Consider the following 26,713-nt stretch of genomic DNA (forward strand, 5'->3'; position numbering starts at 1 on the left):
AGGAGACGGATGAGCCAGGTCACGGCGCCCCGCGCCGACGCCCAGCCGCCCCGCGCCCCACGCGGGCGCACTCGTGCCCGAAGGGGCGGCAGGCGCGGGAGCACCCCGACCGTCATCCAGATGGAGGCCGTCGAGTGCGGGGCGGCCGCCCTCGCCATGGTCCTCGGCCACTACGGCAGATTCGTGCCGCTGGAGGAGCTGCGGGCCGCCTGCGCGGTGTCCCGCGACGGCGCGAAGGCGTCGAGCGTGATCGCCGCCGCACGCAAGTACGGGCTGGAGGCCAAGGGCTTCCAGATGGAGCTGGACGACCTGCGTGACGTCGTCAAACCGGCGATCATCTTCTGGGCGTTCCAGCACTTCATGGTCGTCGAGGGCATCCGCACCCGGTTCGGCAGGCAGGCGGTGGCGGTCAACGACCCCGCGAGCGGACCTCGCCTGCTCGACTGGGACGAGTTCGACTCGGGGTTCACCGGCATCGTGCTGACCTTCGAGCCCGGGCCCGGGTTCCGGCCCGGCGGCCGCCCCACCCGGGTCGCCGAGGCGCTGCTGTCGCGCCGCATGTCCTCCGGCCGGGCGCTGCCGCTGGTACTGCTGGCGAGCCTGCTGCTGGTCGTGCCCGGGATCGTCGCGCCGGCCTTCAGCCGGGTGTTCATCGACAGCATCCTCACCGGCCGCAATCCCGGCTTCATCCTGCCGCTGCTGCTGGCGATGTCGATGACCGCCCTGGCGATGTTCGTGCTGACCTCGGTTCAGCGGCACTATCTGCTGCGGATGGAGATACGGATGGGGCTGGTCAGCTCCGCCCGTTTCTTCCGGCATCTGCTGCGCCTGCCGGTGGAGTTCTTCCTGCAACGCAGGCCCGCCGAGGTCGCCAGGCGGGTGTCGGCCAACGACTCGGTCGCCGAGATCCTGTCCAGGGATCTGGCGATCACCGTCGTCAACCTCGTCCTGGTGCTCTTCTACGCGGTCGTCCTGATCCGGTACGACCTGCTGCTCGGCCTCATCGGCGTGGGCATGGCGCTGCTCAACATCGTGGTCCTGCGGCAGGTGTCGAGGGCCAGGACCGACGCGGTCGCCGCCCTGAGGGCCGACCTCGGCAACCTCACCTCGGCCACCTTCAACACGCTGCAGCTCGTGGAGACCGTCAAGGCCACCGGCGCCGAGCCCGGCGCGTTCCAGAGATGGGCGGGTTTCCTGGCCAAGGCCGTGACCGCCCGGCAGCGGCTGGGCGTGCCCAGCGCGGTCATCACGGTCGTGCCGCCGCTGCTCGCCGGGGTCAACAGCGGGCTCATCCTGCTCGTCGGCGGCCTGCGGGTGGTGGACGGCGCGGTCAGCGTCGGCCTGCTGGTGGCCTTCCAGAGCCTGCTCGGCTCGCTGTCGCGGCCGGTCACCCAGCTCACCAACCTCGGCGGGCGCCTCCAGGACATCTCGGCCGACATCACGCGCCTGTACGACGTGGAACGCCACCCCCGCGCGCCCGTCTTCGACCGCGAGGACAGGCCCCTGGGCAGCCGCCTCGACGGGTCGATCACCTTCGAGGAGGTGACGTTCGGCTACAACCCGTTGGCCAAGCCCGTGATCAGGCAGGTGTCGTTCTCGGTGGTGCCCGGCCGCCGGGTGGCGATCGTGGGGAGCTCGGGAAGCGGCAAGTCGACGATCGGCAAACTCGCGGCGGGGCTGTACGGGCCGGCGTCGGGCCGGGTGCTGCTCGACGGGCGTGACCGCCAGGAGATCTCGCGGACCGAGCTGGCGGCCTCGATCGCGTACGTGGACCAGGACATCTCGCTGTTCGAGGGCACGGTGCGCGACAACCTCACGCTGTGGAGCGACGACGTCTCCGACGAGGTCGTCACCGCCGCGCTGCACGACGCGGCCATCTTCGACGTGATCTCCGCCCGCCCCGGCGGGCTCAACAGCGGGGTGCGCGAGGGCGGGCGCAACTTCAGCGGCGGACAGCGCCAGCGGATGGAGCTGGCCAGGGCGCTGGCCGCGCAGCCGACCCTGCTCGTCCTCGACGAGGCCACCAGCGCGCTGGACCCGGAGACCGAGCGGGTGATCGCCGACAACCTGCGCCGCCGGGGATGCGCCTGCCTGATCATCGCTCATCGGCTGTCGACCGTGCGGGACGCCGACGAGATCCTCGTGCTGCACGAGGGCGAGGTGGTGGAGCGCGGCGTGCACGAGGACCTGGTGCGACTCGGCGGGCACTACGCGCGGCTGATCGAGAACGCCCGGACGGGCGGCGAGGGAGCGGACCAGTGAGCGTCTCGACCGTGGCGGAATCCCCGGCGTTCTCGTCGTTCTTCACCGACGCGGCCACGCCCGTGGACTACTCGGCCGACCGGCTGCTCGTGCTCGCCGACCTGCGCGAGGTGCTGCTGGTCGAGCACGGCGCGGTCGACCTGTTCGCCGTACGCCTGGAGAACGGCAGGCCGGTCGGCAGATGGAACTACCTGTGCCGGGTGCGGCAGGGCGCTTTGCTGCTCGGCTCGCCCCGGGGACCCAGGCACAGCATCGTCGGGCGGCCGGTGCTCGGCACCCGCGTGTCGCGCCTGCCGCTCGCCCGGCTGGAGGGCCTGTCGGCGCGGCGCGTCCACGGCCCGTCCGAGTCGGGCAAGGCGGTCCGCGCGCTGCCCACCCGCGACTACGGCCTGGCGGTGCGCGAGTTCGTGCGGGGCCTGGACGCCGGGGTGGTGGCGCTCGCCACGTCGATTCGCGACACGCTGCCCCCGCGCGACTTCGTCCCGCTGGTGCCGCACGAGCCCGTCGTCGTCCGCGAGGGCGAGGCCGTCCGTTCGGTCGACGGCGTCCAGTGGATCACCGTCGAGGACGGCGTGATCGAGATGCCCGAGGGCGTCGCCGGTCAGCTCAGCGCGGGCAGCGAGGTCTGCGTCACCGAGCGGGACTGGCTCGTGGCGCTCGGCCCGGCCCGGCTGCGCGCCCGGTCGACCCTCGACCTGCTCGGCGAGGGCGTGCTGTGGCACCGGTGGGTCGAGTACACCACCCGCTTCCTCTACATGATCGACCGGCGGGTCGAACGCCGGAACTCCGCCGAGCTGAAGGTGCTGACGAGCCGGGCCGAGCGGGGCGGGGACGTGCTGCGCGCCACCGCCCGCGGGTTCGACACGCTGGTGCGCGACACCGAGGCGCGGGTCCGCCTCGCCGACGTGGCGGGGGATCCGCCCGCACTGGCCGCCGCACGCCTGGTGGCCTCGCACGCCGGCTTCTCGGTGACCGCGCCCCCGCCGGGAGGGACGCACGGCGGCCGGATCGACCCGCTCCAGGCCATCGCGCTCGCCTCCGGCGTGCGCACCCGCAGGATCAGGCTGGACGACCGCTGGTGGCGGCGGGACATCGGGCCGATGGTGGGCTACCGCGCCGCCGACGGGGCGCCGGTGGCGCTGCTGCCCATCGGGTCGCGCTACGTCATGGCCGCGCCGGGGGAGGACCGCGTCATCCCGGTCACGGCGGAGGCGGCCGGCACTCTGACCCGGCACGCCGACGTGCTGTACGAGCCGCTGCCGCCCACAGTCACCGGCGTGGGCGGGCTGCTGCGGTTCGGGCTCGCCAAGAACCGCAAGGACCTGTGGACGCTGCTCAGCCTGGGCACGCTGGTGGCCTTCATCGGCCTGCTGGTGCCCGCCATGACCGGCCTCGTGCTCGGCACGTACGTGGCCAGGGCCGAGCGCGAGATGATCGTGCAGGGCGCGCTGCTGGTGATCGCGGGCTCGCTCGTGGCGGCCGCGCTGTCGGTGGTGCAGAACTTCGCCGCGCTGCGTATCGAGGGCAGGTCGTCGGCCCGGCTGCAGGCGGGCGCGTGGATGCGGCTGCTGTCGCTGCCGGCGACGTTCTTCACCGGCTTCTCCACCGCCGAGCTGGGCACCACGGTCCTCGGCGTCAGCGCGGTGCAGGAGACGTTGTCCGGCGTCATGACGACGGCGGCCCTCGGCCTGTTCGCCGGCCTGGCCAACCTCGCGCTCGTCTACTTCTACGACGTGGGGCTGGCGCTGATCGCGACGGCGCTCGTGCTGGCCGGAGTGCTCGTGTGCGCGGTCGCCGGCGGTTTCGAGGTGCGCCTGCAGCGCCGGCTCTACACCCACGAGCAGCGGCTGTCGTCACGGGTCTTCCAGCTTCTGACGGCGGTGCCGAAGCTGCGGGTGGCGGCGGCCGAGGACCGGGCCTTCGGGGTCTGGTCGTCGGAGTTCCTCAGGGCGCGCAGCGTCGGCGTGTCCGCTCGACGGGTGCAGAACTTCGTCACGACCTTCAACGCCGGTTTCCCGCTGGTCGCATCGGTCGTCGTCTTCGCCGTGGTGGCCGGGCCGATGCTCGGGCAGGTGCCGGTTCCCGCGTTCCTGGCGTTCTTCGCCGCGTTCAACCTGCTGCTGGCCTCGGTGCTGCAGTTCACCGGCGCGGCGATCACGGCGATGAACGTGGTGCCCATGCTGGAGCGGCTGCGGCCGATCCTGGCGGCCGAGCCGGAGGAGCACACGGGCAAGGCCGATCCGGGCGAGCTGTCGGGCCGGATCGAGCTGTCGCGGGTGTCGTTCCGGTACGGCGAGGACGGGCCGCTCGTCCTGGACGAGGTGGACGTGTCGATCGAGCCCGGTGAGTTCGTCGCGATCGTCGGCCCGACCGGCAGCGGCAAGTCGACGATCCTGCGGCTGCTGCTGGGCTTCGAGTCGCCGAGCTCGGGAACCGTGCTGTACGACGGCCAGGACCTGCACGAGCTGGACATCGGCGCGGTGCGCCGCCAGTGCGGGGTGGTCCTGCAGAACAGCGCGCTGCTGGCCGGCGACATCAAGACCAACATCATCGGCAGCACCGATCACACGGTCGACGACGCGTGGGACGCCGCCGGCATGGCGGGCATCGCCGACGACATCGCGAGCATGCCGATGGGCATGCACACGGTGTTGTCGGAGGGCACCAACACGCTGTCGGGCGGGCAGCGGCAGCGCATCATGATCGCGCGCGCTCTCGTCTCGCACCCTCGCATCGTGCTCTTCGACGAGGCGACCAGCGCGCTGGACAACCCCACCCAGAAGATCGTCACGGAGAGCACCCGCCAGCTCAACGCCACCCGGGTCGTGATCGCCCACCGGCTCTCGACGATCAGGGACGCCGACAGGATCGTGGTGCTCGATCGCGGGCGCGTCGTCCAGCAGGGCAGGTACCACGAGCTGCTGGAGGACGCCGGCGGGTTGTTCGCCCGGCTGGCCCGCCGGCAGATCTGACGGTCGCCGAACGTGCGCCGCCGGCGGACCGGGGTCCGCCGGCGGTGTCCTGTGCCCAGTAGAGGTGCTCAGTAGCGGGGCCCGGTAGGGGTGCTCAGTAGCGGGGCTTGCGGCTCATCGCGATGGCGACGATGAGGAACACCACGCCGAGCCCGCCGTACACGAAGGCGTGGGTGGTGGCGGGCGGCTTCACGCTGGCGTTGGCGACGGCCAGCCCGAGGCCCACGAGGGCGCTGATGTAGCAGAAGATCGCCAGGAAGATCTTCCAGAAGGGGCTCATGACGTACTCCGTTCGGATTCGGCGGGACCACCCGGTGCGGTCCCGGCGACGACGAGGCCGAGCAGCATGACCCAGGCGTCGGGGTCGGCGCGGAAACGCCGCCACCGGTCGGCCGCCAGGGCGAGCTCGGGCAGGGACAGGGCCCCGGAGGCGACCAGCGGCGCCAGCCGCTCCGGCCCCATGTGGGGGGCGAACGCCTCGGTGGGGCGGTCGTCGTTGGTGGTGGCGAACGGCCGCAGCACCACATCGCGGAAGCCCGCGCGGCGCAGGATCCGGGTGAGCTTGCGGCCGATCAGCCGGTCGCCTCCGGCCTGGCGCTGCGCCCCGGCCATGCGCCCGTGGACGCCGGCCAGTTCCGGGTACATCGGGTCGGCCAGGCCCCACAGCATGCTGTCCACCTCGATGACGACCAGCCGTCCGCCCGGACGCAGCACCCGCAGGGCCTCGGCCACCACCGCCGCGGGGTCGGCCACGTGCTGCAGGACGTACCGGAGCAGGACGGTGCCGACCGCGCCGTCCGCCAGCGGCAGCCGCACGGCGTCGCAGCCCATCAGGGGGACCCGGGCGTCCGCCGCGTGCGCCAGCAGCGCGGTGTCGATGTCGGCGGCCACGATGGGCAGGTCCGGCAGCGCGGCCCGCAGTCGCCGGGTGACGGCGCCCGAGCCCGCGCCGAGCTCCAGCAGCGGCGCGGGGACGCCGACGTCGCGCAGGACCCGCAGCTCCTCGTCGAAGGAGAGCTCCGCCTGGGCCTCCAGCCGCGCCAGCTCGCCGGACAGGCCCCCGGCGGTCGTCGTGGCCGGGTCGTAGGAGCCGGCGCTCACCCCGCTCGCCCCGCTCATCGGGGCCTCGGGACCATCAGCATGCCGTGCCGGGGGCGCAGCGTCACGAGGGCCTCGGGCTCGACGGGGAAGCCGGGGACGAGCTCCGGGCGCACGCCGCGCAGCAGCACGGCGAGCACGAGGGTGGCCTCGACCATCGCGAAGTGGCGTCCCACGCACACCCGCGGGCCGCCGCCGAAGGGGAGGTACTGGTGCCCCGCGTGGGTGTGCTCGGCCGTGAACCGGTCCGGTGCGTACGTCTCCGGGTCGTGCCAGTACCGCGGATCCCGGTGGAGTACGTACGGGCTGACGCACACGAGCGTGCCGGGCGGTATCGGGTAGCCGCCGACGACGTCGGCCTCGACCGAGCGCCGGGAGATGAGCCACACGGGCGGGTAGAGCCGCATGGCCTCCTTGATCGCCCGCTGGCAGGCCGCCAGCCGGGGCAGGTCGGCCGCGGTGGCGGTCCGGTCTCCGCCCAGCACCTCGTCCACCTCCGCGCGGACCGCCCGCGCGGCGTCGGGGTGACGGTCGAGGAGATAGAGCGTCCAGGTCAGGGCCTTGGCCGTGGTCTCGTGCCCGGCCATGACGATCGTCAGCACCTGGTCGCGCAGGTCGGTCGCGGTCATCGCGTGCCCCGAGGCCAGCATCGCGCCGAGCAGGTCGTCGCCCTCCTGGCCGGTGGCCCGCCGGGCGGCCACGATCGCCCGCGTGACACCGTCGAGGAACGCCTTTGCCCGGCGGAACCCCTCCCTGCCGCCGCCCTCGGACGAGGGATCGAAGTGGCCGATGAAGCGGTTGACCTCGTCCACCGCTCGCCCGAAGCCGTCCCCGACGCCCGCGATGTCGGCGCCGAGCATGGCCCGTGCGAGGACGGTGAGCGTGAGGGCGGTCAGGTCGTGGTCGACCCGGACCGCCGTGCCCTCCTCGCCGGCCCGCCGCCACCGCTCGGTCAGGGCGGCCGCGGCGTCGGTCATGATCTGGTCGAACCGCTCGACCTCGGCCGGGCGGAAGGCCGGGGCGATCATCTTGCGCTGCCGGGCCCACTCCTCGCCGCCGCTGGTCAGCAGGCCGTTGCCGAGCAGAGGACGCAGCATGTCGTCGTCGGGCGTGCGGTCCTTGGTGTAGTTGGCGCCGTTGTCCTTCAGCACGTGCCGGGCCAGGTCGGGCCGGTGCAGCATGTAGACCGGCCCGGTCTCCGTCTCGTGCCTGGTCACGTCGCCGTAGGCGGCCATCTCGGTGACGAAGCGCAGCGGGGCCTCGCGCATCGCGCGCAGACTCTGGGCGCCCTGCGGCCCCGGCGGAAGGGATACGTATCGATTATGCGTACCGGCCATGCCCACCCCCATTTTCGGTAATACGTATTCTCCGGGGAATTGCGCATGCGATTCGCGGTCAATACGTACCGGGTGATATTTCCTGATCGGAGCATAGTCTCCGTCGTGCACGGCCTCAATACTTATGTCCCGGCGCGAAAATTAAGTCTGTGCGGGACTTCCCGGTCGTGTAAGACTCCATTTTGAAAGCGGCGGGACACATCGCCGCGAAAAAGCCGGGAGGCTGGTTATGTCTTTGGACCCGAGGCAGCGCGCGGAATTCGTGAACGCGTACACCCGCGTTCTGATCACGGCGTGGTCGAGTGAGGAATACTCGGCGCGGCTGGACTCCGACCCCCGCTCGGCCCTGGCCGAGTCCGGTCTGGAGCTGCCCGCGGGAGCCGAGGTCGTGCTCGTCCGCAACATCCCCGAAGGTCACCACGACAGCAACATCGACGTACAGGTCGCGCTGTGGGAGCGGGGTCTCGAGACGGGCCGCTTCGAGCTGCACATCCCCGAGACGCCGCAGGTCGACATGGCCGAGCTGAACGAGGGCGACCTCGACTCCATCGCGGCCGGCGTGTCCTCGCCCGACTCGATCGACATCAACTGCTGCTGCTGCCCCTGCTGCTGCTGCACCTGACATCCACGACCCACTCGGAGGACCAGGCCATGTCCACGGTCGCCGACCAGGCGAATCCCGTCCACGTGCGCTCCCTGCGCAAGCGGTACGGTCCGGTGAACGCGGTCGAGGAGGTGGACCTCGACGTGCGGAGCGGCGAGGTGTTCGCCCTCCTCGGGCCGAACGGCGCCGGTAAGACCACCACGGTGGAGATCCTGGTGGGCGTTCGCCGGCGGACCTCCGGCGACGTGCGCGTCCTCGGCCGCGACCCGGCCGAGGACGCGCCCGAGTGGCGCGCCAGGATCGGCGTCGTCCCCCAGACGACGGGGGCGTACACCGACCTGACCGTACGCGAGGTGGTCGAGCACTTCGCGTCGTTCTATTCCGCGCCGCTGCCGGTGGCCGAGGTGATCGACATGGTCGGCCTCGGCAAGCAGGCGCGCAAGCAGGCGCAGACGCTGTCCGGCGGCCAGGCGCGGCGGCTCGACGTCGCGGTCGGCGTCGTCGGAGACCCTGATCTGATCTTCCTGGACGAGCCGACGACGGGGCTCGACCCCGTCGCCCGCCGGGAGGCGTGGGACCTCGTCCGCTACTTCACCGGCCGGGGCAAGACCACCGTGCTGACCACTCACTACCTGGACGAGGTCGAGGCGCTGGCGCAGCGCGCCGCCGTCATCGTCAACGGCCGGGTCGTCGAGTCGGGCCCGGTGACGGAGCTGGGCGGCCGGCGCGCGACGCCCGCGGCGGTGAGCTTCGCCAGGACGGACGGGCTCGGTGCGGGCCTGCCCGCGCTGCCGGACGACGCCGTGGTGGAGGAGGCGGAGGGCCTGGTCGTCGTGCGTACGCACCATCCCACCGAGGCCATGGCCGCGCTGCTGCCCTGGGCGGCCGCCTGCGGCGTCCGCGAACTGCCGGACCTGCGCATCCACCGGCCGTCGCTGGAGGAGATCTACCTGGACCTCATCCGGAGCAACCAGGAAGGCGGTGTCGTGTGATGAGCGCTCCCAACGCGGCCCTCACCCAAGAAGGCGGCGCGGTGGTGCTCGATCCCGTCCGCTCCGCCGTGTGGCGGGCGGCCGTCTCGCGGTCGTCGGTCGAGCTCAAGTCGTTCTTCCGCAACCGGCAGTCGCTGGTCTTCACCCTGCTGCTGCCCGTCGTGCTGCTGGTCGTCCTCGGCTCCATCTTTTCGGGGACCGTGCCCGGCACCCACACCGACTTCAAGCAGATGTTCATCGCGGGCATCATCGCCTGCGGCGTGATGAGCGTCAGCTTCAACGGGCTCGCCATCAGCATCGCGATCGAGCGCGACACCGGGATGATCCGCAGGCTGGCCTCCAGCCCGATGCCGAAGTCCGCCTACTTCGTCGGCAAGGTGGCGAGGGTGGCCGTGACCGGCACCCTGGAGACGCTGCTGCTGCTGGCCGTCGGCGTGCTGGCGTTCGGGCTGCCGCTGCCCTCGACCGCCGCCCGCTGGGAGACGCTCGTGTGGGTGCTGCTGCTCGGGGCCGTGGCCTGCACGCTGCTGGCCGTGGCCTTCAGCTCGGTCATCCCCAACGCCCGCTCGGCGTCGGCCATCGTCACGCTGCCGTTCCTGGTGCTGCAGTTCATCTCGGGGGTGTTCTTCCCCTACAGCCAGCTGCCGTCGTGGATGCAGACGGTCGCGGCGCTGTTCCCGCTCAAGTGGATGACCCAGGGGTTGCGCTCGGTGTTCCTGCCGGGCGACTTCGCTCGTGTCGAGCCCGCGGGCGTGTGGGAGCTCGACCGGGTCGCGCTGGTGCTGGCCGCGTGGTGCCTGGCCGGGCTCGCGCTGAGCTTCCTGACCTTCCGCTGGCGTGGGCCGAACGTCCGCTGACCGCCCCTCGGATCAGGAGAGCCGGATCCGGAACTCGCCCAGCCGCCGCGGCACGAGCACGGGCGCCCAGGCCGGCGGGTCTCCGTCCGCGCGGATCGCGGGGAAGCGCCCGGCCAGGCCGCGCAGCAGCAGCGCGCCCGCCTGCCGGACGAGGGGCGCGCCCAGACAGAAATGGGTGCCGGCGCCGAAGGCGAGGTGGGGATTGGGAGACCGGGTCAGCACCAGGTCGCCGGGGCGGTCGAAGACGTCCGGGTCCCGGTTGGCCGCCGCGACCACCGCGAGCACCCGCGCCCCGGCGGGGATCACCGCGTCCCCGAAGGACACCTCGGCGGTCGTCACCCTCGCCGTGAAGGGAATCGGGGCCTCCAGCCGCAGCAGCTCGTCGACCGCCGTACGGGCCAGGTCGTCGCCGCCGTCGCGCAGGGCGGCCAGCGCCTCGGGACGGGGCAGCAGCCAGAACAGCGCGTTGCCCACCATCTCGGCCAGCGGGCGCCAGCCGCCGACGACGGCCAGCGAGAGGATGCCCAGCATCTCCGGCCGGGTCAGCCGCTCGTCCGCGGCCAGCCGCGCGATCGACCCGCCGGGCTCGCGCGCCACGTGCGCGTCGAGGAAACGGGTCAGCTCGCCCATGGCCGCGCGGCCCTCCCGCGCGGCCTGGGGCCCCGCCAGCGGGTCGAGGTTGACCGAGGCCCGCCGCGCCAGGTCCGCGAAGGCCGCCTCGTCCTCGCGCGGCAGCAGCAGCGTCCGGGCCAGCACGCCGGTCGCGAACGGCTCGCCGAGGTCCCGGGTGACCTCGGCCGCGCCCGCGAGCCGGTCGAGCAGGCCGTCGACGACGGCGGCGATGTCGCCGTCGAGCTCGCGCACCGCGGCGGGTCCGAGCAGAGCCATGCCGGGGGCGCGCAGCCGGTTGTGGTCAGGGGGGTCGGTGGTCAGCATCGAGGCGGGCAGGTCGTCGTCCCGCACCCGCTCGCGCTGGCCCAGGGCCGCCGAGAACCGGGGATCCTTGAGCGCGCTCGCGCAGTGCTCGTGGGCCGTCAGCAGCCACATCCGGGACGTCACGTCGAAGTGGACCGGGTCGTTGGCCCGCAGCCAGTCGTACGCGGGGTACGGGTCGGACCTGCCGGCCGGCGAGAACGGATGGGCCAGACCGGCGGGAAGCCGGCGGAGAGCTGTCATCGGCGGTCCCTCGGGGCTGAGGACACAAGATCACGGCATCGCCACGCTACTACAGGGCGGCCGTCATCGGGATCAATGCGAGCAACTGCTGACCGATCGGGCATACGGGAGGCTGCGATGCGGGTCGATGTAGTGGTCGTCGGCGCGGGGGTGAGCGGGCTGGCCGCGGCGCGGCGATTGAGTGACGCCGGGCTGGCCGTCGCCGTGGTCGAGGCCAGGGACCGCGTCGGAGGACGGGTGCGCACGCACCGGCCGGGCGACGGCGAGCCGGCCCTCGAGCTCGGCGCCCAGGTGGTCCACGGCGACCGCAATCCGGCCTGGGACGTGCTGGAACCGGACGCGGCCGAGCCGGTCAGCCCGGGCCGGGCGCTCGTCGCGACGGCGGGCCGGGTGCTGCCGCTCGGCGTGCTCGCCCGGCTGGGCGACCCGCCGTGGGCCGTGGAGCAGAGCCTGCTGGAAGGCCTGCCGGACGGGCAGGGGGAGGACGTGCCCGCGGCCGGGCGGCTCACCCGCGACGACCAGGCCGAGTGGCTGCGGCAGAACTGGGCGGCCGACCCGGAGTCGCTCAGCACGGCGGGCATGGCGGCGGGACGCCGCGCCGACGACGTCGGCGAGGGCCGCTTCGCCGTCCGCGGAGGCTTCGACCGGCTGCCCGGCACACTGGCCCGCGGGCTCGACGTGCACTGCGCAAGCCCGGTCAGGAGCATCACCTGGTCGCGCGGCCGGGTGGAGGCACGCCTCGACGGAGGCGCGGTGACGGCCGCGGCGGCCGTGGTGACCGTGCCCCCGCCCGTCGTCGCCGGCGGGGCTCTCGCGATCGCGGACCTGCCGGCCCGCAAGTGCGCGGCGGCCGAGTCGCTGCGCCTCGGCGACGCGTGGTGCGGGGTGCTCACGCTCTCCCGGCCCGCCCCGGAGTCGGCCGTCGTGTTCGACGCCGAGGGCGGCCTGGGATTCGTGACCTCCGTCGCAGGCAGCACACGGGTCCTGGTGGTGGCCAAGGCCGGAGCCGCCGCGCGGGCCCGCGCGGCGGCGCGCGAGGGACCTCCTCCGCTGGGCCGGGTGCTGCCCTGGGCCGGGGACGCGCGGCCCGAGCATCTCGAGGCGGCCGACTGGGGCGCGGACGCCTGGGCGACGGGGGCGTTCACCTATCCCCGCGTCGGCGCCCTGTGGGCGCGGGCGGCGTGGGCGGAACCGGTGAGCGGAACGGTGTTCTTCGCGGGCGAGGCCACGGCGGCCGGCGTCCCGATGGTGCAGGCGGCGATGGCCAGTGGAAGGCGCGCGGCCGGAGAGGTCCTGGAGGCGGTAGGGCGATGAGCGTTGCGGTGCACACGGGCTGGTATCTGCTGGCGTTCGAGGAGGAGCTGGCCGAGGGACTGACGCCCCTGCGGCTGGGCGGGCGCAGGCTGCTCGCCGTACGGGACGGGTCGGGTGTCCGCGTGTTCGACGGGCTGTGCCCGCACCGGGGGGCGGCGCTCGGTCACGGCGGCAAGCTGGACGGCGACTGCGTCATCTGCCCCTTCCACGGCAAGCGGGTGGCGCTCGGGGACACGGCCAGGCGCTGGTCGGTCGCCGAGTACGACGTCGAGCGGGCGGGCGCGGCGGTGTTCGTGCGGCTGTCCGCCGACGACGACCGGGGCTTCCAGCGGACCATCAAGGAGGTGGCGGACGGCAACCTGGTCGTGGGCGCGGTGATCCAGCCGGTGGCGGTCCCCTCGGAGTACGTGGTGGAGAACGCCTTCGACGCGGAGCACTTCCACCAGGTCCACCTCGTGCCGCGCGTGATCGGCATGCGCGTCGCGCCCGGCCCCGACGGCGAGCTGGCGATCGAGGGGGAGTTTCGCACCAAGGCCCCGCCGTGGGAGCGGGAGCGCCGCCTCGACTTCGCCTCCCGGTTCTATGCCCGGGCCTTCAGCCCCAGCCTCGTGGTGACGGAACTGGGCACCGCGGACGCGCCGTACACGATCATCACGGGCGCCGTGCCGACCCCCGAGGGCTGCGTCGGGCGCGTCGCCATCGCGCTGCCGCCGGAGCGGGCCGGGGCGCTCGACGCGCTGGTCCACGGCGCGCGGTACGCCTTCGAGCAGGACCGCGTCGTCTGGGACCATCTCGATCCCGGCGCGCCGCAGCGGTACGACGCCGGCGACCGGCCCGTGCTAGCCTTCCGCCGGTTCTGCGCCACCTTCGGCGCCGTCGCGCCCCCCGGAGCCTCCGCCACGACCGGGACGGGAGGAGCGGCGTGATGCGGGTGCACGCGAGCGGCGGCGGCCCGGCGGTGCTGTGGATCCACGGCTACACGATGGACTCCTCCACCTGGCGCGACCTGTGGGCGCTGCTGCCCGGCAGACGGCATGTCGGCGTGGACCTGCCCGGTCACGGCGGGTCGGGTCCGATGCCGCCGGGGACGACGCTGCCGGGCCTGGCCGCCGAGCTCGCGGCCGTCGCGCGGGCGGAGGGGGCGCACGACGTCGTCGCCCTGTCCTTCGGGTCGCTGGCCGGGATCCAGCTCGCCATCGACGCCCCCGACGTCGTACGACGTCTCGTGGTCGGCGCGCCCACCATCGCCGGCGCCCCCAGCGAGGCGGGGACGGCCCCACGCTACCGCGAGCTGATGGCCCTGCGGCGGATCGGCGCCGACGGCGCCACTCTGGCGGACGTGTGGATGTCCTCGCCGCCCGACATCTTCCGGGGCACCCAGGCGCATCCCCGGCTGCGGGCGAGCCTGCGGTCGGTAATCGCCAGGCACGGCTGGGACGAGCTGCGCACGGGCGCGATGGCGGCCTTCCACCGGCACACGCACACCGACCAGGCGCTCGGCGCGATCCGGGCCGACACGCTGGTCCTCGTGGGCGACGCCGAGATGCCGACGTTCGCGGCCAACGCCGAGCGGCTGGGCGCGGTCGTGCCCCGGTGCCGGGTGGCGCGGATGTCCGACGCGGGACACCTGTGCATGATCGAGCGCCCGGAGGCCGCCGCGCGGCTCATCCGGCCCCACCTGGAAAGGAGCCGAGACGGTGCCGAGGCGTGAGACGTACGCGCAGGGCGCGCCCTGCTGGGTGGACTACATGGCGGCCGACCCCGAGGGCGCCCGCGACTTCTACGCGGGCCTGTTCCGCTGGACGTTCGACGAGCCCGAGGAGTACGGCTACCGCCTGGCGCGGCGGGGCGGGGAGGTCGTCGGCGGGTTCGGCCGGGTGCCGCAGGGGCGGGGGATGACGGCCGCCTGGAACACCTACCTGGCGGCGAAGGACGCCGAGGCGGTGGCCGGGCGGGTGGCGGCCCTGGGCGGCACCGTGGTGTTCGGACCGCTCGGCGCCGGCGCGAACGGGCGGTTCCTGTTCGCGGTCGATCCGGCGGGCGCGTCGGTCGGTTTCTGGCAGGGCCACTGGGCGGAGGGCATCGTGCTGGTCGACGAGTCCGGCGCGACCTGCGGCCACGAGCTGTGGACGGCCGACCCCGCCGCCGCCCGCGTCTTCTACGCCGGGCTCTTCGGCCAGGAGACGCCGCCCGGGCGGGATGTGCGGGGGATGCCGCCCGGGCAGGAGGTGCGCGGGACGCCGCACGGGGCGTCGCCGCAGTGGGTGTCCTACTTCCTCGTGGACGACGTGCCCTCGGCGGCATCGGCCGCCGAACGGGCGGGCGGCAGCGTGGCCGGGCAGGGGCACGACGGCCGCGAGGCGGTGCTGCGCGACCCCTGGGGCGCGCTGTTCGGCGTCAGGGACGGCCGCCCACGCTGAGGGACGGCCGCCCCAGGCTGAGGGACGGCCGGCCCCGCTCAGGGACGGCCGGCCCCGCTCCGCGGGCGGAACCAGATGAAGAAGGCGGCCACGAGGAGCGCCCCCACGACCACGACGACCGCGCCCACGGTCTTGTCGATCATCAGTGACACGACGACCGCGATCGCGTACACCAGCGGCACGATGAGGCGGATGTTGCGCAGTCCCATGACGGCTCCCCGAGGGAAAAGAATTCGGCGAACGCATCATCGGGCATTTCCGGTGGGCCGTCCAGCGTGATTCCGGTTGTTACGCATCCGGATCGCGGGGACGTACGTATGCGTATTTCCGCCGTCGTCAGATATGCAGGCCGGGCCGCAGCACGAGCAGATAGAACGCGACCACCGCGGCATAGGCGAGAAACGCCCACACGGGCAGCCGCCAGTCGGTTTCCGCCCTCTCCCGTCGTTCGTACGGCCGGCCCGCATTGGGCGTCATGAATCCGACCAGCGCCATTCCCGGCCCCCAGCAGCCGAGTATGCCGTAGAAGACCACCTCGAAATCGCCGCCGAGAGCGGCGGGAACCAGCAGCACCAGGCCCAGGAAGTAGGGGACCCACAGGCGGGTCACGGCCGCCTTGCGGTCGCGCGGGGTGTCCAGCGGCACGCTCGCGGGCAGCGAGTCGAGGTACATCCGGCTGAGCGGCCGGGTGACCAGATAGAGCAGAGCCATCCCGGCCGCGGCGACGAGGAACTGGACGGCGACGGGCACGTGGTAGAGCCGGGCCAGGACGCCGGTGTCGCCCGGTGCGAGCAACGGCATGACCACCAGGTAGCCCAGGAACGCGGCGACGCCGGTCATCGCCAGCCACATCAGCAGCAGCCGGGGATAGGAGGGCCCGCGGCGGCGGTACAGCGCCCAGCAGACGAGCCCGGTGACGAGGCTGCCGACCGGGCCCGCGGCGGCCACCAGAGCCTCCTGCGCCCGTTCCGCCGAGGGCACGTGCACCTCGACGAACTGGCCGATGGCAGGATGGAACCCGAGTGCGCGGGCGGCCAGCGCGTGCGACCCTTCGTGCAGGAACACCTCGACCAGTTGTGCCGTGGCGTACGACAGGGCGAGCGGCCCCCAGGCGGCGCGGAGGGAGGCGGTGCGCGGTGCGGCGGCGTCCCGCCGGGCCGCCGGGATCTCGGGGGTGCGCGTCACCCTGTCATGGAAGCAGAACCCGGGCACCCGGTCCAGGCGCTTTCCCGTGATTGGAATTTTATTCCAATAAGGCTGGAACTTGTTCTAGTGCTATGTCCGTCTGACTCCGCTGTCTTACCTGCGGTTATCGACGTCGTGTCACCGGGCGGATGCGAAGTCTCACCGGCGGGTAAAGGGAACTAGAAACCCGCCAGGAGGCGCTCGGCGGCGATCTCGATGCGGTGCTGGATCTGTTCGTAGGTGCGCCGTCCACGCAGCATCTCCAGCAACTCCTGCACCCAGACGCCGGCCAGGGAGCCGGTGAGCGCGAGCTGGTCGTCCGCGGGGATGTCCACCGTGCGGCCGTCGGTGGCGACGCGGAGCAGCAGGCTGGCCATCCGGTCGCCGAACGGCGCCTCCACCTCGGCCATGATCAGGGAGCGGATGAGTGCGTCGGCGAGTTCCGGCTCGCGCATCAGGCCCCGCGTGGCCCGCATCAGCACGTCGACGGCGCGGCCGGCGGGGTGCGCGGCGGTCGGCGGACGCCTTTCCATGCTGGATTCCAGTAGGTCGATCTCCTCGCCGACCACCGCCACGACCAGGTCCATCTTCGAGGGGAAGTAGCGGTAGAGCGTTCCCAGGGCGACGCCGGCGCGCTCGGCGACCGTGCGCATCTGCATCGCCTCGACGCCTCCGCGGGAGGCGAGGGCGGCCGCGGCCTGGACGATGCGCCGGCGCCGTTGGTGCTGGCTCCGGGTGCGGACCCCGGGAGTCGCCGGGGCCGGATGGCCGCCCGCGCCGGAGGCGCCTTCGGGGAGCGGTGGCGGAGCGTCGGCGAGTGCATGCGAAGTGCGCATAGGAACACGTTATCTGATTTCCGCTCCTTCCGGATGGTTACTCGCCAGTCACAAAAAGCGCTGACGGGTATATGACCGTTGTGTTTCCCCCGCGTGTCGCCGCCGGTTCCCCGGTCGCCCTATGGACAGATATTAGAATCCGTTCTAGTTTCCGGTTTGGGGTGGTGTCTCGCCCCGCACATCCGTGGAACACGCGGGAGGTCCGGTGGACTTCGATCTCGACGAGACCCATGCGGAGTTGCGCGCCCTGGCCGCGTCGGTGCTGGACCGGGAGGCGGACCAGGCCAGGCTCGAGGCGCACGAGCGCGGCGGCCGGCCGTACGACGCGGGGGCGTGGAAGGCGCTGGCGCAGGCGGGCCTGCTCGGCGCGTGCCTGCCGCCCGAGGCGGGGGGAGCCGGGCTCGGCCCGCTCGCGGCGGCGGTGATCCTGCGGGAGGCGGGAGCCCGCGTCGCGCCGGTCCCCGCGCTGCCCGGCCTGATCGCCGCGCTGACCGTCGCCGGGCATGGTTCCGACGCCCAGCGGCGGGCGCTCGCGCCGTTCGCCGAGGGGGAGGAGGCGCTGACCGTCGCCTTCCGCGCGGCGGGGGCGGGCCCGGGCGACCCGCCGGCGGTGATCGCCGAGGAGGGAAGGCTCACCGGACGGCCCGGGATCGTCCCGTACGCCGCCGAGGCGTCGGCCATCCTCGTGCCCGCCCGGTCCGGCGGCGGCTTCGGGCTGTACCTGGTCCGGCCCGGGGACGCGCGACTGCTGCCGGTCACGTCGCCGGCCGGGGAGCCCGTGGCCGCGGTCGTCCTGGAGGACACGCCGGGCGAGATGGTGGGGGAGGCGGGCGAGGCGGCGGATGCTGCGGGTGGCGCGGCCGTCGCCGCGTTGCGGCTGAACACCCTGGCGGCCGTGACCGCGACCGCCTCCGGAGTCCTGGCCGGCGCGCTCGCGCTCACCAAGGGCCACATCGCCACGCGCAGGCAGTTCGGCCGGGTGCTCGCCGAGTTCCAGGCCGTGACCATGCAGATCGCCGACGTCTACATCGCCTCACGCGCGCTCGACGTGGCGATGTGGACGGGAGTGTGGCGGCTGACCGAGGGGCTGCCCGCGGAGCGGGACCTGGCCGTCGCCGCCCGCAACGCCGCCGGGGACGCCGTGCGGGCGCTCTACACCTGCCAGCACCTGCACGGCGGCATCGGCCTCGACCTGACCTATCCGCTGCACCGCTACTTCGGCCTGGGCACGCACCTCGCCCACCTGCTGGGCGGGGAGCAGGCCCAGCTCGACCTGATCGGAGCCCTGGTCTGATGTTCATCGACCTGACGGCGGAGCAGCGGCGGCTCCGCGACGAGCTGCGGGACTACTTCGCGACCTGCCTGACCGGCGAGCAGCGCGCCGAGATCGCCCGGGACCCGTTCGGCGAGGCGTACATGGCGCACTGCCGCAGGCTGGGCCGTGACGGCAAGCTCGGCCTGGGGTGGCCCGAGGAGTACGGCGGGGGCGGCTACGGCCCGGTCGAGCAGCAGATCTTCGCCAACGAGGTGACCCGGGCCGAGGTGCCCTATCCGTTGATCACGCTGCAGACGGTCGGTCCGACGATCATGCAGTACGGCACGGACGCCCAGAAGGAGTTCTTCCTGCCGCGCATCCTGGCCGGAGAGTGCCACTTCGCCGTCGGCTACAGCGAGCCGGAGGCGGGCACCGACCTGGCCTCGCTGCGGACGACGGCGGTGCCGGACGGCGACCACTACGTGGTGAACGGGCAGAAGGTGTTCACCTCGGGCGCGCACCACGCCGACTACGTCTGGCTGGCCGCGCGCACCGATCCGGCGGCGAAGAAGCACCGCGGCATCACCATGATGATCGTCGACTGTGCGGACCCCGGGTTCTCCTGGACGCCGATCATCACGATGGACGGCCGCCACCACACCAACGCGACGTACTACTCGGACGTACGCGTCCCGCTCGACATGGTCGTCGGCGAGGTGAACAAGGGCTGGGACCTGATCGTCAGCCAGCTCAACCACGAGCGCGTGACGCTCGGGCCGGCCGGCAACATCGGGCACACCCTCGACCGTTTCACCCGCTGGGCGAAGACCGGCCGGGGCCGCGACGGCGCGCCGCTGTGGGAGCACCCCGGCGTACGGCGGGCCGTCGCCGAGGTGTACGTCTACTTCCGCACGAACGAGCTGCTGAACTGGCAGGTCGCGGCATCGATGGACCTCGGCTGGCTGGGCGCGCCCGACGCGTCGGCCACCAAGATCTACGCCTCCGAGCGGGTGCAGGAGGTCGGCCGCATCGTCGGCGACACGCTGGCCCGCTTCGGCGACCCGTACGACGAAGAGACCCGGGACCTGGCCGAACGGGTGGACCGGGGCGTCAAGGGCGCGCTCGTGCTCACCTTCGGCGGCGGGGTCAACGAGGTGCAGCGCGAGCTGATCGCGATGCTCGGCCTCGGCCTGCCCAAGCCTCCCCGCTGACGCGTTCCCCCTGCGGGCGAGTGACGATCACTGCACGAAGTAGAAGACGGCCAGCGCGATGACCAAGCAGATCAGGATGCCGACGACCTCCCACAGCCAGTCGTAGTGCCGGTCGCCCTTGGCGCGCCGGCCCTTGCTCGCGCCGCTGCCGTCGCCGGACGGCTTGCCGGCGTGCCTGCGGCCCGTACGCCGGGGGGCGGGGGGCAGCGGAGCGGAGACCGCCGCGGCGACCGGGTGGACCAGGATGTCCGCCTCCGTCCCGAACGTGTGGGCGGCGCGCTCGTCGTCCCGTTCCGACGGCGGCTCGTCCGGAACCTCGAAAGCCGGCGGGAAGGCCGGCGGGAACACCGGGGCCTCCTCGGCGGCAGGAGCCGGGCCGACCGGTCCCGGCTGCGCGGGGGCCTCTGCGGGCGCGGTGAACTCGGCAGGCGCGGTGAACTCGGCAGCCGCGGTGGGCTCGCAAGCCGCATTGTCCTCGACAGGCGCGACAGGCGCGACAGGCGCGACAGGCTCCACAGGCGCCAGGGGCGGCTCGGCAGGCGCGGTGGGCTCGGCCTGCCGCGGCGTGCCGGCGGTCTCGGCCGTGCGGAACGCGTCGAAGGGCTCGGCGAAGCGGAGCGTGTCGAACAACGCGTCGAGCGGGTCCGCCGGGCGGGCTGCGGCGGTGCCGCCGAAGGCGTCGAACGGCTCCGCCGGACCCGGCGTCTGTCCGAAGGCATCGAAAGGTTCCGCCGGACGCGGCGTGTTTCCGAGAGCGTCGAACGGTTCCGCCGGACGCGGCGCGGATCCTGGAGCGTCGAACGGCTCCCCGGGGCGCGGCACGGTGCCGAAGGCGTCGAACGGTTCCGCCGGACGCGGCGCGCTGCCGAAGGCGTCGAACGGCTCCGCGGGGCGAAGTGGTGTGTCAGCGGTGGGGAAGGGGTCCGCGGGGCGGGGCGAGGCGCCGAAGGCCTCGAACGGGTCCGCGCGATGGGGAGTCTCGGGGACGCCGAAGGCCTCGAACGGGTCCGCGCGGTGCGGGGCCTCGGAGACGCCGAACGGGTCGGACGGGCCGGCCTGACGGAAGGCGTCGAACGTGTCCGCAGCGGTGTCCGCAGCGGTGTCCGCGGCAGCCGGAGCAGGCGGGGTGGCAGACGGTGTGGCAGACGGTGTGGCAGGAGGCGCGGCGGGCGGTGTGGCCGGCGGTGTGGCGGACGCGGTCCAGGCGGGCTCCTGCGCGGACCCCTGCGGCTCCACGGGGGCGGCCAGGGCCGCCTGCCGCTCCGCCGGCGAGGGCCGGCCGGGGCGTCTCCTGCGCAGACGCCCCTCGCCCAGCGAGTTGAGCAGCGCGCCACGCAACCGGGGCATGGGCTCGGTCGTCGCCTCGTGCTTGGCCTTACGCCGGGAGCCCTGCGGCTGCGCGATGGCGTCGGTCTTGACCACGCACGTGTTGGTGACCTGGTCGGGATCGCTCAGCGGCAGCGGCCAGGTCGGCGTGGTCGGCCACAGCCTCTTGGTGACCAGCCCGGAGGACTGTTCCGGACCCGCCGCGGCACTGCCCGGCTCCTCGTACGGCAGCGCCGTCAGCACCCGGTCGCGCACGGACGCGGCCGGCCGGTGCCAGGGGAGCCGGGCCAGCACGTCGCCGACGGGGGAGACGCCGATGGCGTCGTAGACCTCCGCGACCGACGCGGGCACGAACGGCGCCGACCTGGCGGCGGTGACCGCCGTCTCCAGGGTCTGGGCGAAGCGGCGCGTCGCCGCCGCGATCAGCTCCTCGGCGGTGTCGACCGCGACATCGAGAACGAGTGACAGCTCGGGCGCGGTGAGGCCGCACACCTCCGACAGGAGCAGGACCTCGCGCTGGTGCGGCCGGATGTCCCGGAACACCCGCTCGATCAACGCGGTGGCGGGATCGGCGACCGAGTCGACCGCCGGCAGCGCGTAACTGACGTCCCGGCGGTAGATCTCCCGGCGCGCCAGCGCGTACAACGCGGCGCGCGAGGGCGGCTCGGCGGTCGGAGCGGTGGTGAAGACGGCCACCACGGCGTCGGCGGCCGACGTGGTCTGGCCGAGCTGGTCGTGGCAGTACGCGAACAACCCCGTGGCGTGACGCTCGTAGAGCTCGGCGATCAGCTCGCTTCTGGAGCGCTGACCGGTGAGCGGTGGAGTCACGACCGGCTCCTCTGAGTTTCGTGCTGGTCCGTATCGGAGGGACGCGGCGGGGGGATGGGAGAGGCGTGAGAGTAATCATGCCAACACATCGCCGCGCCACGCATCAGGAGATGCCCTATTGATAGATATCTAGGCCCGGATATCGGAGGTTCCCGCCGTAGGCTGGCCGCCGGGCGTTCTGTCCGGAACGGGTGGCGTTTGATATCCGGGGGGCTCACCGGGAAGAGCGAGTGGGCCTCCTGATGTTGGGTTGATCGCACACTCTTTCGAAGGGCGAGATGGCGTGATCACGTTCGAAGGCGTCACCAAGCGCTACCGGGACGGAACGGTGGCCGTAGACGACCTCAGCCTGGAGGTGCCCACGGGTGCGATCACCGTGTTCGTGGGCCCCTCCGGCTGCGGCAAGACCACGTCGCTGCGGATGATCAACCGCATGATCGACGCCACCTCCGGCCGCATCGCCCTGGACGGCCGGGACGTGCGCGAGATCGACCCGCCCACGCTCCGGCGCGGCATCGGGTACGTGATCCAGCAGGCGGGTCTCTTCCCGCACCGGAAGATCGTGGACAACGTGGCGACCGTGCCGTACCTGCTGGGCTGGAGCAAACAGAAGGCGCGCGCCCGGGCGATGGAGCTGCTGGAGCTGGTCGGCCTCGACCCGGGACTGGCCGGCCGATATCCCTTCCAGCTCTCCGGCGGCCAGCAGCAGCGGGTCGGCGTGGCCCGGGCGCTCGCGGCCGATCCCCCGGTGCTGCTCATGGACGAGCCGTTCAGCGCCGTCGACCCGATCGTGCGGGCCAGTCTGCAGGACGAGTTGCTGCGGCTGCAGTCGGAGCTGCGCAAGACGATCGTGTTCGTCACCCACGACATCGACGAGGCGGTCAAGCTCGGCGACACCGTGGCCGTCCTGCGCGTCGGCGGGCGGCTGGCCCAGATGGCCGGCCCGGCCACGCTGCTCACCGAGCCCGCCGACGACTTCGTCCGCGAGTTCCTCGGCCGCGACCGCGGCATCCGGCGGCTATCGTTCATCTCGGCCAAGGAGGTGCGGCTGAGCCAGGCGCCGTCCGATCTGGCGACCGACGAGTCCGGCAGGCCGCTCGGCTGGCGGACCGCCGACGGGCTCGCGGCGTACGGGACCTTCGACCCGGAGACCGACTCGCTGCGGGCGGCGCTCGACGCGGCCCTGCTGTCGGCGAACGGCGTCGCGGTCGCCGTGGACGAGGAGGGCCGCGTGCGCGGTGTGGCGGGGCGTGACGCGATCGACGAACTGCTCGCCGAGTACGCGCCGCCCGCCGCGTCGTCCCCGCCGGCCGCGTCCCCGCCGTCCCCGCCGGCCGCGTCCCCGCCGGCCGCGTCCCCGCCGCCCGCGGACGCCGGGCCGGCCGAGGAGGCGCCCGCGTGACTCAGGAGCCTCTGGTCCGGTGGGACTGGATCGCGCGCAACTGGGCCAACGGAGGCCCCACCGCGATCAGCGCCCTGCTGGAGAACCACGTCGTGATGGCCTTCCTGCCCGTGCTGTTCGGGCTGGTCGTGGCCCTGCCGCTGGGCCTGGCCTGCGTACGGTGGCGCTGGCTGTACCAGCCGACGGCCGCGCTGATGAACGTCACCTACTCGCTGCCGTCCCTGGTGCTGTTCTCGATCTTCCTGTCGGTCACCGGGCTCACCAGGTCGACCGTCGTCATCCCGCTGACGTTCTTCGCGCTCGCGGTCCTGATCCCCGCGGTCGTGGACGGCCTGGCCTCGGTGCCCGACCCCGTACGGCAGTCGGCGGTGGCGATGGGGTTCCGGCCCGCGCGCCGGCTGCTCCGGGTCGAGCTGCCGGTCGCCGTGCCGGTGGTCCTGGCCGGGCTGCGGGTCGCCACCGTGTCCAGCATCAGCCTGGTCAGCGTGGGCGCGCTGATCGGCCAGGGCGGGCTGGGCAACCTGTTCATCGACGGCTGGCAGCGGCAGTTCTACACGCCCATCGTGGTCGGGATCGTGCTCATCGTCCTGCTCGCCGTGCTCGCCGACGGGCTGCTCGTGCTCGCCCAGCGGCTGCTGACCCCCTGGTCCCGGGCGAGGAGGGCGGCGTGAACTTCCTGGCCGACTTCTTCGGCGACGCGTCGCGCTGGTCCGGGCCCGACGGCATCCCCGTCCGGCTGCTGGAGCACCTGGAGTTCTCGGCGGCGGCCTTCCTCGTCGCGGCCCTGATCGCCGTGCCGCTCGGCATGCTCATCGGACACACGGGCCGCGGCGCGCTGGTCGTCGTGGTCGCGGCGAACGCCGCCCGGGCGCTGCCGACGCTCGGGCTGCTCGTGCTCGTGGTGCTGCTGGCGGGCGTGGGGACCGTGCTTCCGGTGCTGATCCCGCTGATCGTGCTGGCGATCCCGCCCATCCTGGTGAACACGTACGAGGGCGTGCGGGGGGTGGACGCCGACCTGCGCGACGCCGCGTACGGCATGGGCCTGCGCGGGCGGCAGGTGCTGTTCCGGACGCTGACCCCGGTCGCGCTGCCGCTGATCCTGCTGGGCCTGCGCCTGGCGGCCATCCAGGTCGTCTCGACCGCCACCGTCGCGGCGTTCGTCGGCCTGGGCGGGCTCGGCCGCTTCATCATCGACGGCCTGGCGACCAAGACCTATGCGAGCGTCATCGGGGGAGCGGTCCTGGTGGCCGCCCTCGCCCTGGCCGTCCAGTTCGCCTTCCTCCTCCTGGACCGGGTGGTCGTCTCGCCCGGAGTCCGCCAGGTCCGCTAATCTCCCTATTATCCCCTGACAATGAAGGGTTTATCTGGCATGAGGCGTATCTTCGGCGTCGCGGCGGTCGCGCTGACCGCGGCGCTCACGTTATCGGCCTGCGGGGGCTCCGACCCGCTGTCCAGCACGGCGACCGCCGCTCCCTCGGCCTCCGGCTCGGGCGGCGCCGCCCCCGTGAAGGTCGTCGTCGGCTCCTTCGACTTCCCCGAGAGCGTCCTGCTCGCCTCGATGTACGCCCAGGCCCTCCAGGCCAAGGGGGTCACCGTCGAGGAGAAGCCGAACATCGGCAGCCGCGAGGTGGTCTACGACCAGGTCAAGAGCGGCGGGCTGACCGTGCTGCCCGAGTACGTCGGGTCGCTGCTGGCCTTCGTCGACAAGTCGAGCACGGCCAAGACCAAGGACGAGATCGTCGCCGGTCTCAAGGCCAAGCTGCCGCCGGAGCTGGAGCTGCTGGAGCCGGCCGCGGCCGAGGACAACAACTCCCTCACCGTCACCAAGGCCACGGCCGACAAGTACAAGCTGACGACCATCGAGGACCTGGCCAAGGTGGCGAAGGACTTCGTGGTCGGCGGGCCGCCGGAGTTCAAGCAGCGGCAGGAGGAGAACTTCAAGAGCGTCTACGGCCTGGAGTTCAAGCAGTGGAAGCCCACCGGGGCGACCACCGCCGACGCGATCAAGAGCGGCACGGTCCAGGTGGGCAACGTGTTCACCACCGACCCCAAGATCGTGCTGAACGACCTCGTGCCGCTGCAGGACAACAAGAACGCCTTCGGCTCCGAGAACATCACGCCCCTCGTCTTCAAGGCCGGGGTGGACGAAACCGTGACCTCCACGCTCAACGCGGTCTCCGCCAAGCTGGACACCCAGACGCTGGTCGGCCTCATGAAGCGGATCGCCGTCGACAAGGACGACCCGCCCGTGGTCGCCAAGGACTGGCTCACCCAGAACGGCCTGGTGTGACCTGAGCCGGGGGCCCGGGATGCCGCATCCCGGGCCCCCGGCCGCGTTCACCACCTGAGCGGAAGCGTGGCGATGAAGTCGTCGAGCCGCCGGGAGATGATCTGGTGGTCGTGGGCCGAGGGGTGCCAGTCGCAGCCGCCGTAGTCCAGGTCCGTGTTGTCGTAGTACCAGAAGCGGACCCGGTCGTCGCCCCGCTCGTTGCGGTCCTGGACGATCTGCCGCGCCGCGTCCGCGAACGCCGTGGTGTTGGACATGTAGGTGGCGCTGACCACGATGATCGCGCGCTTGCCGTACCGGGCGCGCAGCTTGTCGATGAAGCCGTGGTAGGCGGCCGTGTAGGCGGCGACCAGGGATTCCGGTGTCCACGGCTCGCCCGGGTTGATCGCGGTGGAGAAGTCGTTGATGCCGAGGCCGATCACGATCAGTTGCGGGTGCCAGGTGCCCGGGTTCTTCCACACGTCGCCGGGCACGCCGATGAGGGCGCGGTCGTAGTAGGTGCGGTAGTCGGTGCCGGGCTCGATCCCGTTGTAGTTGCGCACCATGCCGCGGCCGGAGAAGGCGTTGATCTGGTAGTCGGCGCCGAGGCCGCGGGCGGTGAGGGCGCCGAAGCTGACGTCGGCGTTGGTGTTCCTGTCGACCTGGCCCGGGGCGGGGCAGTCGCGGGTGGCGGACATGTTGCCGTAGCCGGCGGTGTAGGAGTCGCCGATGAACTCGATCTGCCGGCGGCGATCGGCCGGTCCGGGCAGGATGGCGCCGCCGGGGACCGCGACGAATCCGTCGAACCGGCCGGCGGACCACGGGCTCTCCGTGCGCTTGACGAGCCGCACGCCGTGTACGCCGTGACTCAGGTTCCTGACCCAGTAGGTGGTGCGGCCGGGGGTCACCAGCGTGGCGACCGTGACGCCGTCGACCTGGACGTCGTAGTCGTTGACCGCGTCGTCGATCGCGATCCCGACCCCGGTGCCGCGGAAGCGGCCCTCGAAGTAGACGCCCGGCCAGCTGTACCGCATCGAGCCGCCGGCCACCTCGACCCGGCCGGCGGTGTGCGTCTTCGCCGGCACGGCCGGCGCCGGTTTCGGCGCCGCCGTCGCCCCGGGCGCGGTGGCCGCGTCGGCGGCCCCCGGTAACAGCGTGGCGGTCACCGCCAGCGCGGCCAGCGCCGCTTTCACCTGTGTGTGTCGCACGGTCTCTCCTTCTGCCTGCCGGTGAAGGGGGCCGCGGGCCTTCTCGTCCGGCCGGGCGCCGAGCAACCGGCGATGAACGTTTCAGGGGCGCGAGTACGGCGGCGGCGTGCCGGAGGAGGCCGCGGCGCGGCGGCACGACCGGCCGCGGAGCCGTGGATCTTCGG

24 protein-coding genes are annotated in these 26,713 nt (G+C 72.9%); 15 read left to right on the forward strand and 9 right to left on the reverse strand.

From position 1 onward, the window contains the following. The first annotated feature begins 9 nt into the window (after positions 1 to 9). On the forward strand, positions 10 to 2,262 hold the full coding sequence (locus ACWEQG_RS17520; protein WP_452285819.1) for an NHLP family bacteriocin export ABC transporter peptidase/permease/ATPase subunit: 2,253 nt from the start codon (positions 10 to 12) through the stop codon (positions 2,260 to 2,262). Next, the gene (locus ACWEQG_RS17525; RefSeq protein ID WP_452285821.1) at positions 2,259 to 5,234 is read left to right on the forward strand and encodes an NHLP bacteriocin export ABC transporter permease/ATPase subunit; all 2,976 of its coding nucleotides are present in this window, start codon (positions 2,259 to 2,261) and stop codon (positions 5,232 to 5,234) included. The genes ACWEQG_RS17520 and ACWEQG_RS17525 overlap by 4 nt, the downstream gene beginning before the upstream one ends. 94 nt (positions 5,235 to 5,328) lie before the next feature. Here ACWEQG_RS17525 and ACWEQG_RS17530 read toward each other — a convergent pair whose 3' ends face one another. From ACWEQG_RS17530 to ACWEQG_RS17540, 3 genes are read right to left on the reverse strand one after another with little or no spacing between them, the layout of a single operon-like run. Next, positions 5,329 to 5,514, reverse strand: a complete 186-nt coding sequence (locus ACWEQG_RS17530) for a hypothetical protein (RefSeq protein WP_363469321.1) — start codon at positions 5,512 to 5,514, stop codon at positions 5,329 to 5,331. Beyond that, a complete protein-coding gene (locus ACWEQG_RS17535; protein ID WP_452285823.1) occupies positions 5,511 to 6,353 on the reverse strand; it encodes a methyltransferase domain-containing protein in 843 nt (280 codons plus the stop codon). The genes ACWEQG_RS17530 and ACWEQG_RS17535 overlap by 4 nt, the downstream gene beginning before the upstream one ends. Beyond that, positions 6,350 to 7,600 carry a cytochrome P450 gene (locus ACWEQG_RS17540; protein WP_452285825.1) on the reverse strand — a complete coding sequence of 417 codons (1,251 nt, stop codon included), beginning with the start codon at positions 7,598 to 7,600 and terminating at the stop codon, positions 6,350 to 6,352. Before ACWEQG_RS17540 ends, ACWEQG_RS17535 begins: the two co-directional genes overlap by 4 nt. A 298-nt stretch (positions 7,601 to 7,898) precedes the next feature. Here ACWEQG_RS17540 and ACWEQG_RS17545 point away from each other — a divergent pair, with 298 nt between their 5' ends. The 3 genes from ACWEQG_RS17545 to ACWEQG_RS17555 are packed head-to-tail and all read left to right on the forward strand — an operon-like array spanning position 7,899 to position 10,122. Next, entirely contained in the window at positions 7,899 to 8,291 is a 393-nt protein-coding gene (locus ACWEQG_RS17545) for a hypothetical protein (RefSeq protein ID WP_346224481.1), read from the forward strand. Positions 8,292 to 8,320: 29 nt separating this feature from the next. Beyond that, complete coding sequence (locus ACWEQG_RS17550) at positions 8,321 to 9,265, forward strand: ABC transporter ATP-binding protein (RefSeq protein ID WP_452285827.1); 945 nt, start codon at positions 8,321 to 8,323, stop codon at positions 9,263 to 9,265. Continuing rightward, a complete protein-coding gene (locus ACWEQG_RS17555; protein ID WP_363469329.1) occupies positions 9,265 to 10,122 on the forward strand; it encodes an ABC transporter permease in 858 nt (285 codons plus the stop codon). The genes ACWEQG_RS17550 and ACWEQG_RS17555 overlap by 1 nt, the downstream gene beginning before the upstream one ends. Before the next feature lie 12 nt (positions 10,123 to 10,134). Here the strand turns inward: ACWEQG_RS17555 and ACWEQG_RS17560 are convergent, their stop codons facing one another. After that, positions 10,135 to 11,298 (reverse strand): cytochrome P450, encoded by a 1,164-nt coding sequence (locus ACWEQG_RS17560; protein WP_452285830.1) that lies wholly within the window; start codon positions 11,296 to 11,298, stop codon positions 10,135 to 10,137. Positions 11,299 to 11,373: 75 nt separating this feature from the next. Here ACWEQG_RS17560 and ACWEQG_RS17565 point away from each other — a divergent pair, with 75 nt between their 5' ends. Genes ACWEQG_RS17565 through ACWEQG_RS17580 form a run of 4 tightly spaced genes read left to right on the forward strand, consistent with a single transcriptional unit; the run spans position 11,374 to position 15,032 of the window. After that, complete coding sequence (locus tag ACWEQG_RS17565) at positions 11,374 to 12,612, forward strand: flavin monoamine oxidase family protein (RefSeq protein ID WP_452285832.1); 1,239 nt, start codon at positions 11,374 to 11,376, stop codon at positions 12,610 to 12,612. Next, positions 12,609 to 13,538 carry a Rieske 2Fe-2S domain-containing protein gene (locus ACWEQG_RS17570; RefSeq protein ID WP_452285834.1) on the forward strand — a complete coding sequence of 310 codons (930 nt, stop codon included), beginning with the start codon at positions 12,609 to 12,611 and terminating at the stop codon, positions 13,536 to 13,538. The genes ACWEQG_RS17565 and ACWEQG_RS17570 overlap by 4 nt, the downstream gene beginning before the upstream one ends. Then, positions 13,538 to 14,323 (forward strand): alpha/beta fold hydrolase, encoded by a 786-nt coding sequence (locus ACWEQG_RS17575; RefSeq protein WP_452285836.1) that lies wholly within the window; start codon positions 13,538 to 13,540, stop codon positions 14,321 to 14,323. The genes ACWEQG_RS17570 and ACWEQG_RS17575 overlap by 1 nt, the downstream gene beginning before the upstream one ends. After that, positions 14,310 to 15,032 carry a VOC family protein gene (locus ACWEQG_RS17580; protein WP_452285838.1) on the forward strand — a complete coding sequence of 241 codons (723 nt, stop codon included), beginning with the start codon at positions 14,310 to 14,312 and terminating at the stop codon, positions 15,030 to 15,032. Before ACWEQG_RS17575 ends, ACWEQG_RS17580 begins: the two co-directional genes overlap by 14 nt. Positions 15,033 to 15,070: 38 nt before the next feature. Here the strand turns inward: ACWEQG_RS17580 and ACWEQG_RS17585 are convergent, their stop codons facing one another. The 3 genes from ACWEQG_RS17585 to ACWEQG_RS17595 form a co-directional block, all read right to left on the reverse strand. Then, positions 15,071 to 15,241, reverse strand: coding sequence for a hypothetical protein (locus ACWEQG_RS17585; protein ID WP_346224490.1), 171 nt, complete (start codon positions 15,239 to 15,241; stop codon positions 15,071 to 15,073). A gap of 127 nt (positions 15,242 to 15,368) precedes the next feature. Then, positions 15,369 to 16,217 carry a hypothetical protein gene (locus ACWEQG_RS17590; protein ID WP_452285840.1) on the reverse strand — a complete coding sequence of 283 codons (849 nt, stop codon included), beginning with the start codon at positions 16,215 to 16,217 and terminating at the stop codon, positions 15,369 to 15,371. Between the two features lie 179 nt (positions 16,218 to 16,396). Continuing rightward, entirely contained in the window at positions 16,397 to 17,053 is a 657-nt protein-coding gene (locus ACWEQG_RS17595; RefSeq protein ID WP_452285842.1) for a TetR family transcriptional regulator, read from the reverse strand. A gap of 205 nt (positions 17,054 to 17,258) precedes the next feature. Here ACWEQG_RS17595 and ACWEQG_RS17600 point away from each other — a divergent pair, with 205 nt between their 5' ends. Together ACWEQG_RS17600 and ACWEQG_RS17605 are read left to right on the forward strand one after the other, a co-directional pair. Beyond that, positions 17,259 to 18,347 (forward strand): acyl-CoA dehydrogenase family protein, encoded by a 1,089-nt coding sequence (locus ACWEQG_RS17600; protein ID WP_452285844.1) that lies wholly within the window; start codon positions 17,259 to 17,261, stop codon positions 18,345 to 18,347. Continuing rightward, a complete protein-coding gene (locus ACWEQG_RS17605) occupies positions 18,347 to 19,519 on the forward strand; it encodes an acyl-CoA dehydrogenase family protein (protein WP_452285846.1) in 1,173 nt (390 codons plus the stop codon). Before ACWEQG_RS17600 ends, ACWEQG_RS17605 begins: the two co-directional genes overlap by 1 nt. A 27-nt stretch (positions 19,520 to 19,546) precedes the next feature. On the opposite strand, the gene ACWEQG_RS17610 is transcribed toward ACWEQG_RS17605, so the two are convergent. After that, positions 19,547 to 21,673 carry a hypothetical protein gene (locus ACWEQG_RS17610; RefSeq protein ID WP_452285848.1) on the reverse strand — a complete coding sequence of 709 codons (2,127 nt, stop codon included), beginning with the start codon at positions 21,671 to 21,673 and terminating at the stop codon, positions 19,547 to 19,549. Positions 21,674 to 21,956: 283 nt separating this feature from the next. Between ACWEQG_RS17610 and ACWEQG_RS17615 the strand changes: the two genes are divergently transcribed. Genes ACWEQG_RS17615 through ACWEQG_RS17630 form a run of 4 tightly spaced genes read left to right on the forward strand, consistent with a single transcriptional unit; the run spans position 21,957 to position 25,365 of the window. After that, positions 21,957 to 23,075, forward strand: coding sequence for an ABC transporter ATP-binding protein (locus tag ACWEQG_RS17615; protein WP_452285850.1), 1,119 nt, complete (start codon positions 21,957 to 21,959; stop codon positions 23,073 to 23,075). Next, positions 23,072 to 23,746 (forward strand): ABC transporter permease, encoded by a 675-nt coding sequence (locus ACWEQG_RS17620; protein WP_346224497.1) that lies wholly within the window; start codon positions 23,072 to 23,074, stop codon positions 23,744 to 23,746. Before ACWEQG_RS17615 ends, ACWEQG_RS17620 begins: the two co-directional genes overlap by 4 nt. Next, positions 23,743 to 24,405, forward strand: coding sequence for an ABC transporter permease (locus ACWEQG_RS17625; RefSeq protein WP_346224498.1), 663 nt, complete (start codon positions 23,743 to 23,745; stop codon positions 24,403 to 24,405). The genes ACWEQG_RS17620 and ACWEQG_RS17625 overlap by 4 nt, the downstream gene beginning before the upstream one ends. 39 nt (positions 24,406 to 24,444) lie before the next feature. After that, a complete protein-coding gene (locus ACWEQG_RS17630; RefSeq protein WP_452285852.1) occupies positions 24,445 to 25,365 on the forward strand; it encodes an ABC transporter substrate-binding protein in 921 nt (306 codons plus the stop codon). 47 nt (positions 25,366 to 25,412) lie between these two features. Here the strand turns inward: ACWEQG_RS17630 and ACWEQG_RS17635 are convergent, their stop codons facing one another. Continuing rightward, complete coding sequence (locus ACWEQG_RS17635; RefSeq protein WP_452285854.1) at positions 25,413 to 26,549, reverse strand: SGNH/GDSL hydrolase family protein; 1,137 nt, start codon at positions 26,547 to 26,549, stop codon at positions 25,413 to 25,415. Between the last annotated feature and the right edge of the window lie 164 nt (positions 26,550 to 26,713).

It is taken from the genome of Microbispora sp. NPDC004025, from assembly GCF_053604425.1.

Coding starts and splice junctions, on each gene's coding strand:
- ACWEQG_RS17520 (WP_452285819.1), top strand. CDS start 10: ATGAGCCAGGTCACGGCGCCCCGCGCCGACGCCCAGCCGCCCCGCGCC.
- ACWEQG_RS17530 (WP_363469321.1), bottom strand. CDS start 5,514: ATGAGCCCCTTCTGGAAGATCTTCCTGGCGATCTTCTGCTACATCAGC.
- ACWEQG_RS17535 (WP_452285823.1), bottom strand. CDS start 6,353: ATGAGCGGGGCGAGCGGGGTGAGCGCCGGCTCCTACGACCCGGCCACG.
- ACWEQG_RS17540 (WP_452285825.1), bottom strand. CDS start 7,600: ATGCGCGAGGCCCCGCTGCGCTTCGTCACCGAGATGGCCGCCTACGGC.
- ACWEQG_RS17545 (WP_346224481.1), top strand. CDS start 7,899: ATGTCTTTGGACCCGAGGCAGCGCGCGGAATTCGTGAACGCGTACACC.
- ACWEQG_RS17550 (WP_452285827.1), top strand. CDS start 8,321: ATGTCCACGGTCGCCGACCAGGCGAATCCCGTCCACGTGCGCTCCCTG.
- ACWEQG_RS17555 (WP_363469329.1), top strand. CDS start 9,265: ATGAGCGCTCCCAACGCGGCCCTCACCCAAGAAGGCGGCGCGGTGGTG.
- ACWEQG_RS17560 (WP_452285830.1), bottom strand. CDS start 11,298: ATGACAGCTCTCCGCCGGCTTCCCGCCGGTCTGGCCCATCCGTTCTCG.
- ACWEQG_RS17565 (WP_452285832.1), top strand. CDS start 11,374: ATGCGAGCAACTGCTGACCGATCGGGCATACGGGAGGCTGCGATGCGG.
- ACWEQG_RS17570 (WP_452285834.1), top strand. CDS start 12,609: ATGAGCGTTGCGGTGCACACGGGCTGGTATCTGCTGGCGTTCGAGGAG.
- ACWEQG_RS17575 (WP_452285836.1), top strand. CDS start 13,538: ATGCGGGTGCACGCGAGCGGCGGCGGCCCGGCGGTGCTGTGGATCCAC.
- ACWEQG_RS17585 (WP_346224490.1), bottom strand. CDS start 15,241: ATGGGACTGCGCAACATCCGCCTCATCGTGCCGCTGGTGTACGCGATC.
- ACWEQG_RS17595 (WP_452285842.1), bottom strand. CDS start 17,053: ATGCGCACTTCGCATGCACTCGCCGACGCTCCGCCACCGCTCCCCGAA.
- ACWEQG_RS17605 (WP_452285846.1), top strand. CDS start 18,347: ATGTTCATCGACCTGACGGCGGAGCAGCGGCGGCTCCGCGACGAGCTG.
- ACWEQG_RS17630 (WP_452285852.1), top strand. CDS start 24,445: ATGAGGCGTATCTTCGGCGTCGCGGCGGTCGCGCTGACCGCGGCGCTC.